At 40.7% G+C, this 14,701-nt stretch carries 11 protein-coding genes; 6 read left to right on the top strand and 5 right to left on the bottom strand.

Features of this window, described 5'->3' with window-relative positions:
- Positions 1–32 precede the first annotated feature (32 nt).
- The 3 genes from JIG37_RS21290 (at position 33) to JIG37_RS21300 (ending at position 3,912) form a co-directional block, all read left to right on the top strand.
- A complete protein-coding gene (locus tag JIG37_RS21290) occupies positions 33–1,868 on the top strand; it encodes a DUF885 family protein (RefSeq protein WP_166338844.1) in 1,836 nt (611 codons plus the stop codon).
- Between the two features lie 99 nt (positions 1,869–1,967).
- Positions 1,968–2,651, top strand: coding sequence for a hypothetical protein (locus tag JIG37_RS21295; RefSeq protein WP_054552672.1), 684 nt, complete (start codon positions 1,968–1,970; stop codon positions 2,649–2,651).
- A gap of 4 nt (positions 2,652–2,655) precedes the next feature.
- Entirely contained in the window at positions 2,656–3,912 is a 1,257-nt protein-coding gene (locus JIG37_RS21300) for an oligosaccharide flippase family protein (protein WP_199530224.1), read from the top strand.
- On the opposite strand, the gene JIG37_RS21305 is transcribed toward JIG37_RS21300, so the two are convergent.
- On the bottom strand, positions 3,901–4,617 hold the full coding sequence (locus JIG37_RS21305; RefSeq protein ID WP_054552674.1) for an SIMPL domain-containing protein: 717 nt from the start codon (positions 4,615–4,617) through the stop codon (positions 3,901–3,903). The genes JIG37_RS21300 and JIG37_RS21305 overlap by 12 nt on opposite strands.
- Positions 4,618–4,786: 169 nt before the next feature.
- On the opposite strand from JIG37_RS21305, the gene JIG37_RS21310 reads away from it, so the two are divergent.
- Both JIG37_RS21310 and JIG37_RS21315 read left to right on the top strand, forming a co-directional pair.
- Complete coding sequence (locus JIG37_RS21310; RefSeq protein WP_054552675.1) at positions 4,787–7,456, top strand: bifunctional acetate--CoA ligase family protein/GNAT family N-acetyltransferase; 2,670 nt, start codon at positions 4,787–4,789, stop codon at positions 7,454–7,456.
- A 9-nt stretch (positions 7,457–7,465) separates the two neighbouring features.
- Positions 7,466–8,419 carry an ion transporter gene (locus tag JIG37_RS21315; RefSeq protein ID WP_054552676.1) on the top strand — a complete coding sequence of 318 codons (954 nt, stop codon included), beginning with the start codon at positions 7,466–7,468 and terminating at the stop codon, positions 8,417–8,419.
- A 21-nt stretch (positions 8,420–8,440) separates the two neighbouring features.
- Here the strand turns inward: JIG37_RS21315 and JIG37_RS21320 are convergent, their stop codons facing one another.
- The 3 genes from JIG37_RS21320 to JIG37_RS21330 are packed head-to-tail and all read right to left on the bottom strand — an operon-like array spanning position 8,441 to position 13,590.
- Positions 8,441–12,946, bottom strand: coding sequence for an EAL domain-containing protein (locus JIG37_RS21320; RefSeq protein ID WP_199530225.1), 4,506 nt, complete (start codon positions 12,944–12,946; stop codon positions 8,441–8,443).
- A gap of 15 nt (positions 12,947–12,961) precedes the next feature.
- Positions 12,962–13,387 carry a GNAT family N-acetyltransferase gene (locus JIG37_RS21325; protein ID WP_054552678.1) on the bottom strand — a complete coding sequence of 142 codons (426 nt, stop codon included), beginning with the start codon at positions 13,385–13,387 and terminating at the stop codon, positions 12,962–12,964.
- Positions 13,388–13,389: 2 nt separating this feature from the next.
- Positions 13,390–13,590, bottom strand: a complete 201-nt coding sequence (locus JIG37_RS21330) for a DUF3283 family protein (protein WP_036966037.1) — start codon at positions 13,588–13,590, stop codon at positions 13,390–13,392.
- A gap of 151 nt (positions 13,591–13,741) precedes the next feature.
- On the opposite strand from JIG37_RS21330, the gene JIG37_RS21335 reads away from it, so the two are divergent.
- Complete coding sequence (locus JIG37_RS21335) at positions 13,742–14,446, top strand: transporter substrate-binding domain-containing protein (protein WP_166338838.1); 705 nt, start codon at positions 13,742–13,744, stop codon at positions 14,444–14,446.
- On the opposite strand, the gene JIG37_RS21340 is transcribed toward JIG37_RS21335, so the two are convergent.
- Positions 14,443–14,688, bottom strand: a complete 246-nt coding sequence (locus tag JIG37_RS21340) for a DUF1289 domain-containing protein (RefSeq protein WP_138616262.1) — start codon at positions 14,686–14,688, stop codon at positions 14,443–14,445. The two genes, JIG37_RS21335 and JIG37_RS21340, sit on opposite strands and share 4 nt — an antisense overlap.
- Positions 14,689–14,701 lie beyond the last annotated feature (13 nt).

The following is a 14,701-nucleotide window of genomic DNA, read 5'->3' on the forward strand; positions in this document are numbered from 1 at the left end:
ATTAAATTTCTAACAACTACAAAGGAACGATAATGCGTAAACTGACCTTCATCGCTGCGGCGGTAAGTGTTGCATTGCTTGGCGGCTGCCAACAAATGCAAGAGCAACCGAAGCCTGCACCAAGTGTACAAAGCCAACCTGTACAAAGTGAAATCGATAAAGCTAACGCCTTCTTCGAAGATACTTTTAACCGTGATGTAATGAAAAGCCCTATTTATCAAACATACATGGGCATCAAAAAAGATTACGATAAATGGGATGATGGCAGCGAAGAGCGCGTTTTAGAAGACTTTGAACAAACTAAAGCTGACCTAGTTGCGCTTAACGCAATTAACCGCGAGCTATTAGATGACGCAACAAAAGTAAGCTACGACCTTAAAAAGCAAGATTTAGAAAACGAAATTGCTGATTTCAAATGGCGCCATTACAACTACCCTGTGAACCAAATGTTTGGTGTTCACTCGATGATCCCTGCGTTTTTAATCAACCAACATCAAATTGCCGATGTATCTGATGCTAAAGCGTATATCTCACGTTTAAATGGTGTTACAACGGTTATTGATCAACTAATCAAAGACCTTGAAGTACGTGCAGATAAAGGCATTATCGCGCCTAAATTTGTTTTCCCACACGTGATTGATTCAAGCAATAATATCTTACGCGGCGCACCATTCCATGATGGTGAAGACTCAACGTTACTTGCTGACTTTAAACGTAAAGTTAACGCATTAGAGATTGCTGACAGCGAAAAATCTGCACTTATCAGCGACGCTGAAAAAGCCCTAAAAGCAGCAGTAAAACCTTCTTACACTAAGCTAATTAACTTCTTAGCTCAGTTAGAAAAGCGCGCTGATGACCGTGATGGTGCTTGGAAATTCCCTGACGGCGAAGCGTTCTACAACAACGCTTTAGCACGTACCACAACAACTGATTTAACAGCGAAAGAAATCCACACTATCGGTTTAGCTGAAGTCGCGCGCATTCACGACGAAATGCGTGCAATCAAAGATAAAGTAGGCTTTAAAGGTGACCTTAAAGCATTCATGCAATTCATGAAAACTGATAAGCAGTTCTACTACCCTAACACCGCTGAAGGTAAACAACGCTACCTTGATGAAGCAACAGCGCTTATCGATAACATGAAATCTCGTCTAGACGAGCTATTCATTGTTAAGCCAAAAGCTGACCTTAAAGTTAAAGCAGTTGAAGCATTCCGTGAAAAAGCAGCAGGTAAAGCGTTCTACCAACAACCTGCGCCAGATGGCTCACGCCCAGGTATTTATTACGCAAACCTTTACGACATGGAAGCAATGCCAACATACCAAATGGAAGCACTTGCATACCACGAAGGTATTCCAGGTCACCACATGCAAATTGCTATCGCGCAAGAGCTTGAAGGTGTACCTAAGTTCCGTAAGTTTGGCGGCTACACAGCGTATGTTGAAGGTTGGGGTTTATACTCTGAGCTAGTACCAAAAGAAATGGGCTTATACGAAGACCCATATTCAGATTTTGGTCGTCTTGCGATGGAATTATGGCGTGCATGTCGCCTAGTAGTAGATACAGGTATCCACGCAATGAAGTGGACACGTCAAGAAGGTATCGACTACTACGTAAATAACACACCAAATGCGACGTCTGATGGCGTTAAAATGGTTGAGCGTCACATTGTAATGCCTTCACAAGCAACGGCATACAAAGTAGGTATGTTGAAAATTTTAGAGCTTCGTGAAGCGGCTAAAGAAAAACTAGGCGATAAATTCGATATTCGTGAATTCCACGATGTAGTACTTAAAAATGGTGCAGTACCATTAAATGTACTAGAGAAGTTTGTTGACCAATGGGTTGCTAAGAAACAAGCAGCTTAACCAATAAAGACTTGAAAAAGGCCGCTCAGCGGCCTTTTTTATTTATTTAAACAAGTAGTTGAGCTATAAATGTATAAATAATAAAAAACGAGTATCTCCATGCAAAGCGCGATTGAGCAATTGAACAGCCGACTTCAACATCATCAGTTAAAAGAACTCATTGCCGATTACCAAAGTTTATCGGGAGTTTTGCAAGCGGCACAATTACAGCATATCTATCAATTAGCGTGCAGTAGTGAAGTTAAATACTTGTTTTTACAAAATGTGGCAGCGCATTTACTCGAAGCAAGCCCGCTGCCAAGTGAAGCTGTAGCCTTAATTGATGATATCGATAAACTGAGCTTTTTCACGCCTGGTCTTAAGTTTCAAAATGCTTTTTGTATTACCGACAACCAAGGCAATACCCTACTACATCACTTATTTACGCAGTGTCAGGCTAATAACCTACCCTTTAATTACTTGCGTTCGTTAATGTTATTTGAAAGCAACGAAAGCTTGGGTGTTGCGTTAAAAACATTAAATAAGCAGCAGCTCACTCCTATAGGTTGCTTTATAGCGCTAAACAGCACGACCCAAATGCTAGCCAAACATGAATTCTCTGCATTATTAGCCATGATGGAAGTCGACCAAAGTCACAGCCCGAGCGCAGTCAGCGCCTTGGTAAATACCCTTAAGCAATTTTATGGTGCCAATCAAGCAACGAGTAGCGACAGTAAAGTGCTGCTTTGCGCGGCCTATTTGCAAGTGCCAACGGCACAGTTATTAAACGCGCTCAATCAATAACTCCATGAATAAGGATGTTGTTAAAGCGTTTTTATCGCTCAGTAGTTTTACCGCCCTTAACCATGGTAGCCGTATTGTACTTACCTTGTGCCTTGCAAGGTTATTAAGTACTGATGAGTTTGGTACTTTCGCGGCGTTACTCGCACTGTGTGAAATTTTGTTATTACCTGCGAGTATGGGCTTTGCATCATCTTTAATGCGTATTAGCTACCCGCTCTACAAAGCTCAGCAACATGACTTACTACGCGGCTTAAAACATGTTTATTTAGCGGCATCGTGTTTATTCGGGGTGATTTTTGTCGCTGCTGTGGTGATTAGCTTTCAGGCTATTTCACCGCACCAAAGCGCTCAAGAGCATGTGGTCTATTTACTATTACTGGTGCCGATTGGCGCCATTATGCAAAGCCAATCGGCTTTTTTAGTGGCTTTGAATAAACCAAAAATTGGCCTGATAACGCAGCAGTGTATTTTTGAATTGCTAACAGCGGGATTTTGTTTTTTCGTGTACTTGATACGTGGCGACTTATCGTTAGTCGAGATTTGTATCTTGTTGTTTTGTAGCATCTTGTGCGTAGTCATTTATCAATATTGGTTAATCAAAAAAATGATCGTTGCAAGCACTGCCCGCTACCAAACCAAGCAATGGTGTAAAGACTCATTGATCATGCTCGCCAGTGGTGCAGGCACCGTGTTGGTAGCAAAACTCGATGTCTTACTGGTGCATCACTGGTTTGGTGCACAAGGCGTGAGTATCTTCTTTCCTGCGGTAGTGATTGCTGGCTTACTGACTATTTTAGGCAATGCCGCCAACCAATATTTAAAACCCATTTTAATGGCCGATGAGACGACCGAGCAGCAACTTAGCGAGTTAATGAAAGTGGTATGGCGTTTTAACTTTGCCGCTATTTTGCTACTTGCCTTGCTCGCAAAGCCGCTTCTCACTCTCTATGGCGAAAGCCAATTACAAGAAGGATTTTGGATTTTAATGCTGCTGTTACTCGGGCAATTATTATTACCAGCAAGAATTTTAGCCAGTAGCATGATCAAGTTAAAAGGCAACCCGCTTATCAACTTGTATGTCTTACTTGGTGCAACCAGTGTCACGGTTTTAATGGCAGTACTATTAAAAGATCAGTTTGGCTTATTGGGGGTGGCTGTGGCGTTTAGTGGCGGCTTTATGCTTGGAGCGATTTGCCGCATGGTGATTGTGTGCACACGCATGCGGCTACCTTTATCTGTGGTATTGGGTTTAGTCAGATAGATAATATTCAACACTGGTAACTACACGCACTTTTTTCAGCTGAGGTGTGTTTGAATCTCTATCAGAAATTGAAAACTGCCCCTGACGCGCTGTTTTAATTTTACCTAATTTAGACTGTGAATCTTTGGCAAATTTCATTGCTACTTCGCGGGCTTTTTCGGTTGCTTCTTGAATCATATTTGGCTTAATTTCATTTAAGCCATTAAATAAATATTGAATCCGCGTTTCGTAATTATCTTGTACTATCGCAATGCCTTGTTTGGCTAATTGGCTTACTGCGCCTAAGGCATTTTGCACTTTTTCAATATCATTTGAATAAACAATGACATTATTACGAGCAATATAACGAAACTGCTGATTCTCGCCGCCATATTCGCGAGCTTGTTTATCAATAATCGATTGGCTACCAAGGCTGATTTCTTCATCACTAAAACCATGTAGTTTTAAAAAAGCCACAACCGCATCACTTTTCTCTTCAACTCGACCCACTAGTTTTTCAAGGTTGTTATCGGCATCAGAAAACTGTAACGGCCAGATAACGGTGTCGGCTGGCACTTCCATTTCAGCTAGCCCTTTAACATGAACTGTGCGCTCCATGCCCTTTACATCAAGGGCAGCACTTTTCAAAATAAAACCTAATCCGAGCAAACCGACCGCCAATGCACACGCTGCAATAACGATATTAAATGGTTGCGCTTTATTCATGCTTTTCTCCTTGATGTAGGTCACTGTTTTTGACTCGAAAAGTAGTTATAAACAGGTTATCTTATGAGTATAACTTTTAATACTTTGGAAGCGTGTCGGTTCTAGTTTGAGTGTATTAAACTTAACAGACCCTGAAGTTTTAACAAACATCGCAAGCGAAGGAAACAGCATGAGCGTTAAACGTATTAGCCAATTTTTTAATCCTAAATCGGTCGCGGTGATTGGCGCCTCAAATTCCCCTAACCGAGCGGGCTTTGTGGTGATGCGTAATTTACTACAGGGGGGCTTTAAAGGCCCAATCATGCCTGTTAGTTTAAATCACAGCGCTGTACACGGGGTATTAGCCTACCCAAGCATTGCTGCACTACCTAAAGTGCCTGATCTTGCGGTTATTTGTACTAATAAAAATACCTTAATTAACATCATTAACGAGCTTGGAGAACTTGGTTGTAAGCATGCGGTGGTAATTGCAGCGGGTTTAAACGTCGACCAAAAGCACGCATTAAAAGAAGCAGCTGCTGAGGCAAATGTCTCTTTACTTGGGCCTAATTGTTTGGGCTTACTTATTCCTCATATTGGTTTAAATGCCAGCTTTTCACATACGGTTGCAAGCCCAGGAAAGCTTGCTTTTGTATCGCAATCTGCGGCTGTTTGCTCAACCATTCTAGATTGGGCGAAAAACAAAGAAATTGGCTTTTCATATTTTGTATCTGTGGGTGATTGCCTAGATATCGACTTTGATGAGTTACTCGACTTTTTAGGCCGAGATGCAAAAACTAAAGCTATTTTGTTATATATCGATAATATTGAAGATATTCGCAGCTTTATTTCCGCAGCGCGAGCCGCTGCGTTTAGCAAACCCGTAATCGCCATTAAAACCGGTAAAACCAGTGCTGGTGCCCTCGCTGCAGAAATACACACTGGTGGCAAACAAAGCTCAGATGCAGTCTATGATGCGCTATTTCAGCGAGCAGGTATGCTTAGGGTAAACGACTTACGAGAGCTTTTCGCTGCGACACAAACGCTGGCAATGCACCCAAAACTTCTTAAAGTCGAGCAGCTAACCATTTTAACCAATGGCGGCGGCCCAGGTGTCATGGCTGTGGATACGCTCTTGCAAAGCTCAGGAAAGCTGGCTGAGCTTAGCGATGAGACTAGAGCTGCGCTTAATAAAGTCATCCCGCAATCAGAAATGACCTCAAATCCGGTGGATATTTTTGGTGACTCAGCGCCAAGACGCTATCAACAAGCCTTAGAAATCTTACTACAAGCTAAAGAAGTTAAAAACTTGCTGATCATTCATACGCCTTCAGCACTTGCACCGAGTGAAGACTATGCAGAGATCATTGTTGAAACCTTGGAAAAAATCCCAAAAATGGCTCGCCCTTATGTTATGACTAACTTTATGGGTGAAGATGCCGCCTATGCTGCACGTAAAGTCTGTACCAATAACGCTATTCCAACCTACCGTACACCTGAAGGTGCGGTGGGTGCCTTTATGCACTTAGTAAGTTATCGTCGTAACCAAAAGCATTTAACACAAACACCAGAATCAAACACCGATGATGCAAAAATAAATAAAGACGCTGCACGCTCTGTGGTGAGCGAGTTTTTAGCCGAAGAGCAAAGCTATTTATCAACCCATGAAGCTAGTCAAATTCTCACTCATTATGGTATTGATTGTATTCAAACTGAGGTTGCTTACACGCCAACAGAAGCCAAAGAACAAGCTATTGAGCTGGGTTTTCCGGTAGCGTTAAAACTAATTAGCCCAAGTATTCCTTCTAAATCAGAAGTCGGTGGTGTTGTCCTTAATTTAAATGATGCGCAAGAAGTTGAGCAAACAGCCTTTGCCATGCTGCTACGAATCAAAAACACCTACCCTGATGCCCATATTGAAGGTTTCTCACTGCAAAAAATGGCGCCGCGAGCGGGTGCTAATGAGCTACGTATCGCCATCAAAACAGAGCCTAACTTTGGTCCGGTGATTTTACTAGGTGAAGCTGGCACCGGACTTGAGTTCGCACAAGCTGCAGTGGCATTACCGCCACTTAATATGAACTTGGCAAAATACCTAATAGCTGCGGCGCACGATAAAGGCGTACTTAAAGACCGCGTGCTACCAGAAAAAGTCGATAAATACCGTTTATGCGCCCTACTCACCCGTATTTCGCAGCTGGTTATCGATCAACCTGATATCACCAGTGTTGAACTTAATCCAATTTTAGCCAGTAACGGGCAGTTTTTGGTCCTTGATGCGACCATTGGTCTTAGCCGTTATAAAGCAAAAGCGAACCGTAAACGCTTGTGTATTCGTCCCTACCCAATTGAATTAGTTAAAGAAGTAACCCTTAAAAATAATACCCAAGCACAGTTAAGACCTATCAAACCGGAAGATGAGCAAGCACACTTAGAGTTTGATCAATCATTGAGCAAAGAAGACAGATATAAGCGCTTCTTCGGTGAATTACCGCAATTTAATCATGATCAGCTCGCGAAAATGACGCAAATTGATTATGACCGAGAAATGGCGTTTATTGTCAGCCAAGAGCAAAATGGTTCAGCCTGTACATTAGGGGTATCTCGAGTGTTGATGGATCCAGACAAGCTCGATGCTGAGTTTGCAATTGTGGTGCGCTCTGATTGCCAAGGTTTAGGGCTTGGTACAATATTAATGAATGCGGCGATTGAGCATTGTAAAAACCAAGGCGTTAAACAAATTTCAGGGATCACTTTACCTGAAAATACTGGCATGATTGAGCTGGCAAGAAAACTCGGGTTTAAGATCACCCGCGACTTTGAAGAAGGCAGCATTAATATGGTGCTAAAACTTAACTAAAACTGGATCATTATTTTGCATCGTTTAAGAAATTACACTGCACGAGTTTTTGAAGGTAATGGTAAATATCGACGTGTAGGACGCGCACTTGACGTGTTTTTGATGTCGCTGATCATGATCAATGTAGTGGCAATTGTTTTGGAGTCGGTTGGCCCTTTAGCAAAGCAGTATCATTATGAATTTTTAATGATTGAGCTGATTTCTGTTGCTATTTTCAGCCTAGAATATGTGCTCAGGCTTTGGTCATGTGTAGATAAAAGCGTGCACAAAGAAAGCACGCTGACAAACTCAAAGATTCGTATTAGGTATTTCTTCTCGCCCATGGCGCTGATTGATCTCATTGCGATTTTACCCACCATTCTAATGATGTTTGTGAGTGTTGATTTACGTTTCTTACGAGTACTTAGGTTAATGCGTATTTTTAAGCTCACTCGTTATTCAAGAGCGATGCAGCTATTACTAAACTCGTTCAAAGAAGAAAGCAGTTCACTGCTTGCTGCATTTTTTATAATGGCCGTGGTCTTGATCATCGCCTCATGCGGTATTTATTTAATTGAACATGATGTGCAGCCCGATAAATTTGGCTCTATACCTGCTGCAATGTGGTGGGCCATGGTGACACTTACAACCGTTGGTTATGGCGATGTGGTGCCTGTGACTCCTCTAGGCCGCTTATTTGGTGGTGCTATCACACTAGTGAGTATGGGCATGGTGGCAATTCCAACTGGTTTGCTAGCTTCAAGCTTTTCTGAACAGTTACGTAAACGCAGACAAGTGTTTACCGATGCAGTACATGAAGCCATTGAAGACGGCCACTTATCGCCAGTTGAAGAAGAACATTTAGAGAACTTACGCTATAAACTAGGCTTAAGTCAGCAAGAGGCGAACAAAGCGATTCATAACGAACTTAAAAACCGCAATCGTAATTTATATTGCCGCCACTGCGGTAAACGCCAAGATTAACTAAAGGGTAAAGCTTTGGCTTTACCCTAAAAACTCATCATCCCACAGGGTGTCTAAAAGCGCTTTTACTTCATCACCTGCTACAGGTTTACTAAATAGATAACCTTGAAAGTACTCACAGCCTAAAGAGCGTAAGAACTGCAATTGAGTGCGGTTTTCAACGCCTTCGGCAACACATTCTTTACCCAAGCTTTTTGCCAGCGTAAGCGTTGAGTTGATAATCGCTTCATCACCTTTATCAATACCAATATCATTAACAAAGCTTTTATCAATTTTTAGCACATCAACCGGAAAGCGTTTTAAGTAGGTCAGTGACGCATAGCCAGTTCCAAAGTCATCCATATAAATCCGACAACCAAGGGCCTTGAGTTTATCCATGCTCTGCTGTGCTTTATCTGAATCATGCATCATGACTGATTCAGTAATTTCAAAAACCACCGCACTGGCAGGCACTTTACTAGCTTCAAGCGCCTTATGAATATTTTCAACTAAGTTTACACTTTCAAAATCAAGAGCAGATAAATTAATCGAAATATATAAATCAGGATGCGTCGTGCGCCATTGACGAAGCTCAATCAAAGCTCGTGATAAAGTCTGCAGCATTATTTTGGTAATTAACCCTGAGCTTTCTGCTGCGCTCGCAAAATCTTCAGGCTTATATTCATCTTTATTTGGCCAACGTAAAAGTACTTCTAGCCCCGCGACTTGGCGTGACTCAGCACTGACTATTGGCTGATAAAAATTACAAAACTCATGCTCTTGGTAAGCTTTACTTAACTGCGATTCTAAATGCAAAGTACGTTGCACTTGTAAGTTCATTTCTTGCTTATAAAACTGATAACCACCTTCGACCAGTTGTTTGGCGTGATACAGAGCCACATTAGATGCTTTTAATAATGCTTTGGTGGTTTGCGCATCATCAGGATAAACAGCAACTCCCACACTGAAGTTTACTTTTACTGCTTGTTGGCTGAGCTCGATATGCGATTCAACACTATCCATCACTCGTCCACACAATGATAAAAGCTCTTCTACTTGTTTAAAGTCTTCAGCTAAAATAACAAACTCATCACCATCAAAACGTGCAAGACTATCTTGCGGTCTGAGAACTTGCTTTAGACGTTTAGCAACACGTTTCAGTAACTCGTCTGACTCTTCCCGACCGAGTGAATCATTAAAATATTTAAAGCGTTTAATATTAATATTTAGCAAAGCGACTTTATTTTGATGATAAGCAGCTTGCTCAATTGCATGATTAACTCGGTCATTAAATAGCGTTTTATTTGGCAAACCTGTTAAGGCGTCATAGTTAGCCAATAAGTGTAATTCACTCTCTGCCAATTTTTGCGCGCTAATATCAGTCACGATTATGACGTAACTATCTAGCTGACGATTACTTCCTGCAACAGCACTAATTTTAATTAATACTTGGCGCTTTTCACCAGTTGCTACCTCTACAACGTCTTCAGCTGAGAAATGCTCGCCAGACTGCAGCTTTTGCATCACTCTTAAATAATGTATGCGGGCAGCAATAGACAAACCGAGTGTTAGCGAGCGACTAGAACGAGGTTCAGCCGGAAAACCAAATGCATCTTGAAATGATTTGTTAGTAGCTCGAATTCGCAGGTTTTTATCTAAGATAAACACCCAATCGCGAGTTTGCTCAAACGCTGCACCAAACAAGCGCGCGTTTTCTTCAAATACGAGCTCTCGTGTCATATTGGTATAGGTACCGGCTACTTTTTCTGGCGCATTATCTTGCCACTCAACTACTTTGCCAAAATCTTTATACCAGCGCCAATTGCCATCAGCATGGCGTAATCGGTAGGTGCAATTAAAATAACCTTTTTGTGTTGATAAAAACTCTAACCACTCTAAGCGGAAAGTTTGCTTATCGTGAGGGTGAATTCTTGCTAAGTAATCATCTAAATTAACACTGTCTGTTTCATAGCCTAGCTCATTCTTAAGGCGCGGTTGATATATAATTGGACTTTGTGAAGACCAATCCCACACACCTGAATGACTCCCTTCAAGCGCTAACTTTAAGCGTGCTTCACTTTCTTTACTTTCTTTATGGGCGGCAAGCAAAATTTGTTGCATACGATTTCGTCTAAAAACCCAAGCAGCGACAAAAAGTGCAACTAATAAAACATACAAAACAATGAATTGTGGAGCACGCCAAAGTGGGTACTTTACTTCAATATTTAATATAGCGGGTGGCGTTAACTCCCCTGTTAATGGATCTTTTGCCCATACTTTGAGTTGATACTTACCCGCACTAAGTTTTGGGAATAACACCCGGTTGTTGTTACGGGTATAGGTTTTTTGACCATCACCGAGTTGATACTCATAAATGATACGTTCTTGATAATTAAATGCCATTGCCGAAAAGGCAACTTCTAGACCTATGTCATCATGCTCAAGAACGACACTATCAATAGGCTGCTTTAGCTCGGCAGGTAGATCACGAGACATTAAATCAAGATTAGTAATATTAACGTGATCAATTAAAGCTTGCTGGTAGTGGTTATCCATAGGAGAAAAGTAAGTAAACCCTTTGAGCGTTCCATATACAATTTGCCCTGACTCAAGCTTTGTGAAAGCACCACTATTAAACTCTGTAGAGAATAGCCCCTCCGAGCCTGTAAATTGTTGAAAATGAAGATTATTAGGATTAAGCCGCCAAAGGCCTTTATGGCTGCTCATCCAAATCATACCCGCTTCATCAAGTACCATGTCATATAACAAGGTTCCTAATTTATTTTTTTCAAGGTCAATGGTATAGATATGCTCATAAGTGCTAGCATCTAGGCCGATCAAGCCAAAGTTAGAAAGCGATAACCACAGTACATTGTTATTATCTATGATGTATGACATCACATTAACGGCTACATTTTCGTGTTGCTCGGGAACAGTATAAATCGTTGTCAACTCGAAAGACTGCGGATCAACCTGATATAAAATACCTGCATTATAAAATAAAGGCGCATCGGGCTTAGAAGATAAGGCGGGTAAGAACCCATAAGCTAAAAATGGCTCAAATTCATCAAATTTCCCACCAAGTCGGGTCACTTTTTGGCTATCAATATTGTATACAAACATGCCGTAATCAGGGTGGACATAGTAAAGATCACCCGAGGGCATTAATAATATGCCATGCACCCAGTCGTTTATTAAAACCTGATTTTCAGGATTTGCAGCCTTAACAGGTGACGCTTGTTTTGTGTCTGGATCAAAACTCAAAATTCCCCTGTTAGTGTGTAACCACAACTTATCTTTATAGGGCATTATTTGGTAAACGCTGAACTCTGTCGTTATTAAGTCAACTTGGTAGTCTTTTAAGAACACTTCACTTTCGTTAGTCTGTAAGTCAACCGCTGTTAAACCGTTGTGTGTGGCCAGCCAAAGCCTATTTTTAAACTCCGCAATACTCCAAATCGAGTGATGTGATAAACCATCACCTCTCAGTGAGTTAGCAGTCACATTAATAAAGTTGTAATTATCATAAGATAAATAAAAGGCCCCATCATTTTTTGTCGCCAGCCACATGCCACCCGATTTATCTTTTACAACATCAATAATACTGTTATCAGCTAACGTATAGCCGCCTTCCCGTAAACGCTTATTTTTATTAAGCTCTGCTGTTACTAGGTCATATTCAAACAACCCTTTATCCGTACCTAAAGTAATCGCATCTTTTTCTTGAATAATGGTCCAAATATTCAAATCTTTTATTAAGGTTTTATTAGAGAAAGGCTTATTAGGAGTCTCAAACATCGCTTCTAAATTACTGATATCAACTTGATACAAACCTCTGACAGCACCGACTAGTAGAGTTGTTTGATCGATTACTGCAAATGATTTCACATAATTTTGATAAATATGACTTGGTTTTTGCTGTAAGTGCTCAAGCTTACGAACCTCACCGCTAGCAATTTGATATACATAAGCGCCATTACTTGTGCCCATAAAAATGAATCCGTTATAAGCATACAACTCTCTTATAACACTGCTTTTTACACGCTCAGGGATTTCAAAAATTGAAGTGACTTGTTTTGTTTCTAAATCCAACTTGGCAAAGTCCCAACCCCGACCTAGCCATAGTGTTTTGTCATCAACAGCCACCATACTAAACACCGACTCAATAAAAATTTGCTCTTCTGTGGTGGGTTTAGCAATAAACTGCTGATAAGTGTCGGAAGTGGGATCATAACGGAATAAACCCGCTTGTAGCGAAGCTATCCAAATATAGCCTTGAGGATCTTGGTAAATACGGTCAATGATGGCATCTTCAAGCTCACCATTAGGTCCTTTGATATGAACAACCTGATAGCCGTCGTAGCGATTAAGCCCCCCCTCAGTCGATAGCCAAAGATAGCCACTGTTATCAATGAGCATGGTGTTTACATAACTTTGCGATAAGCCTTCGCTGGTTGATAACCGTTTAACCTGTGAATAAGCGCAGTGGCTAAACAAGACAAAGCTCAAAAATAAAAAAATGGTTATACTAGAAAAGAACTTAGTCATTGACGTTCCAAATTGCTAACTTGGCACTGTGTCACGCGTAAAGTGCATCGCAACAATTTTTCGGTGTGCATAAAGTTCAAATAGTGATTGCAAGGAGTTGGGTAATGTTAATATATAGTTAAACCCATTTTGTAGATAAAAATCAATCAGATTTTGGTACACGAAGGTAAAAACAACCTTCTTTTGCCGAGCGGTTACGGCCGCAAGTAGCTGCGAAGCAACCCTTTGACCACGCCATAATTCATCTACATAAAGAGTAGACAAAAATAATAGCCCTGATTGGTCTTGTACTCTACACGCCGCGATTATCTCAGAATCTTTATAGGCAACCCATACTTGGTCAGCCTTGGTTGCTCGGCCACGTGCATTGTGTTTATCATAAAATTTATTTACTAACGGCGTTTTAATTGGCTCAAGTAAACAAAATCTAAACGCTGCCATGACTAGCTCATTAACGAAAGGTAATGCTCAAATTGTTGCTTAAGAAAAGCCTGCTCAGACATAGGACGATTATTTATTGCAGTATAAACACCTTCACGCGTATTTTTACCGCGCTTTATTTGATAAGCCCAAAATGATGCTTCGTAGTCCAATTGAATTTGATATTTTTGCTCTCTTGGCAATTTACATAAATTGAAACTCATACTTTCTCAGCTTTAATAATTTGATTTATCTAGTATAACAAAATTCAAACCGTTTAATCCGATAAATTAGCCCAAAAAAGCCTCTGACGAAACTTGATTTTAGCAACACTTGCCAGTAAATTAACGAGCAATTTATGTACGCAAGGAACGCATGTTGTCAAAATATCTGAGCCACAGATTCGCCTTTTTATTATTATTCTTTTGCTTTTCAAGTTTAGCCAATACCCACACTCTCTTTTTTAATCGTCCTGCTGATACTCCACAAGCTCGCTTTGTTATTGATTTACTTAAAATGGCCTATAAAGAAATTGGCTACGAAATAAGTATCATTGATTTTAGCCATCAAAATGCGCTGGAGGCCGCAAATCAAGGTGTATTAGATGGTCAGCTTGGTCGCATTGCTGATGTCAAAGAAGGCTATCCAAACTTAATAAAAGTGAACTACCCTTTATTTGATTTTAATTTAATCCTGCTAAAAAACTGCAAAACATGCTATTACCCAAAACTAAAATCGCTCGCAATCCAATCAAGCTACCCTGCAGCACAGAGTTACATTGAACGACATCCTTTTAAAGGTGATGTAATAAAAGTTAGAAATGTCACGGCTCAATTGAATCTACTTACGCAAAATCGTGTTGAAGGCGCAATTTTACTCGATTTTATGTTATCAACTAAACACCCTGACTTTGATCAAGATGCATTTCACAAACAAGTGCTGATGCCAATGCAGAGCTATCATTTTGTTCATAAACGTCATGAGAAACTAATACCCAAACTAACTAGAGTACTAGAGGAATTTGATGAAAATGGCACGGTGCAATTTTTAAAATCAAAGTACAATCTCACCGAATTTTAGAAATCAAACCCTCCTTGCTCAGGCGTTGATTGTTGATTTTCAGCTTGTTGCTTTTTCTGAAGGTAACGTTTGTAACGCTGTTGGCATAGACTGATCACTTTACGTTTTTCTGCATTGGTAAACTTATTCCAATAAAATCGCTCATCACGACTACGATAGCAGCCTTTACAATAACCCCGGTTATTAACTTGGCATATCCCTTTGCAAGGGCTTGGAATTTCAAATATTTCAATCTGTTGCATCACAAATGCCGGT

The organism is Pseudoalteromonas sp. bablab_jr010 (genome assembly GCF_016464105.1).
In the GTDB taxonomy this organism is placed as follows: Bacteria; Pseudomonadota; Gammaproteobacteria; order Enterobacterales; family Alteromonadaceae; genus Pseudoalteromonas; species Pseudoalteromonas simplex.

Coding starts and splice junctions, on each gene's coding strand:
- JIG37_RS21310 (WP_054552675.1), top strand. CDS start 4,787: ATGAGCGTTAAACGTATTAGCCAATTTTTTAATCCTAAATCGGTCGCG.
- JIG37_RS21305 (WP_054552674.1), bottom strand. CDS start 4,617: ATGAATAAAGCGCAACCATTTAATATCGTTATTGCAGCGTGTGCATTG.
- JIG37_RS21340 (WP_138616262.1), bottom strand. CDS start 14,688: ATGCAACAGATTGAAATATTTGAAATTCCAAGCCCTTGCAAAGGGATA.
- JIG37_RS21320 (WP_199530225.1), bottom strand. CDS start 12,946: ATGACTAAGTTCTTTTCTAGTATAACCATTTTTTTATTTTTGAGCTTT.
- JIG37_RS21335 (WP_166338838.1), top strand. CDS start 13,742: ATGTTGTCAAAATATCTGAGCCACAGATTCGCCTTTTTATTATTATTC.
- JIG37_RS21330 (WP_036966037.1), bottom strand. CDS start 13,590: ATGAGTTTCAATTTATGTAAATTGCCAAGAGAGCAAAAATATCAAATT.
- JIG37_RS21295 (WP_054552672.1), top strand. CDS start 1,968: ATGCAAAGCGCGATTGAGCAATTGAACAGCCGACTTCAACATCATCAG.
- JIG37_RS21300 (WP_199530224.1), top strand. CDS start 2,656: ATGAATAAGGATGTTGTTAAAGCGTTTTTATCGCTCAGTAGTTTTACC.
- JIG37_RS21290 (WP_166338844.1), top strand. CDS start 33: ATGCGTAAACTGACCTTCATCGCTGCGGCGGTAAGTGTTGCATTGCTT.
- JIG37_RS21325 (WP_054552678.1), bottom strand. CDS start 13,387: ATGGCAGCGTTTAGATTTTGTTTACTTGAGCCAATTAAAACGCCGTTA.